Origin of the sequence: Microbacterium sp. AISO3 (assembly GCF_002204305.1) — a bacterium.
Lineage (GTDB): Bacteria > Actinomycetota > Actinomycetes > Actinomycetales > Microbacteriaceae > Microbacterium > Microbacterium arborescens.
Window position 1 is genome coordinate 1 of record NZ_NHRF01000155.1, and the last position, 399, is coordinate 399.

Below are 399 nucleotides of genomic sequence, written 5' to 3' on the forward strand. Positions count from 1 at the left end.
CTCCAGGAGGGCATAGCCCTTGTCGCGCAGCGACTTGACGAGCGCCTGGCCGAACGGATCGGGCGTCGGCTGTTGCAGCTCCAGGCGCGTGCGCGCCGGCGCGTACAGCGTGGCGAGCTGCTGCACCGCGTCGGTGGCGAGCTTCTGCTGATCGAGCGCGGCCGACTGGACGAAGTTGCCGTACTGGCTGGTGGTTGCGCAGCCGCCGAGGCCCAGGGCGAGGGCGAGCAGCGCGAGAGAGACGATCTTGCGCATGGTCACTTCCTCCGGCTGATGGTCACGCGGTCTTGGCTACTGCCAACACCGGCAATCAGGATCGCGCGGTCAAACACCGTGTCCACGATGTAGCGATTGCCCTGCACGCGGTAATTGACCAGCACCGTTTCGTCGTCGGTGAAC

1 pseudogene is annotated in these 399 nt (G+C 66.4%); it reads right to left on the bottom strand.

Annotated elements, in window-relative coordinates:
- Window positions 1–255 (bottom strand): annotated as a pseudogene (locus CBF90_RS16760) (conjugal transfer protein TrbH); the annotation flags it as partial.
- Window positions 256–399 lie beyond the last annotated feature (144 nt).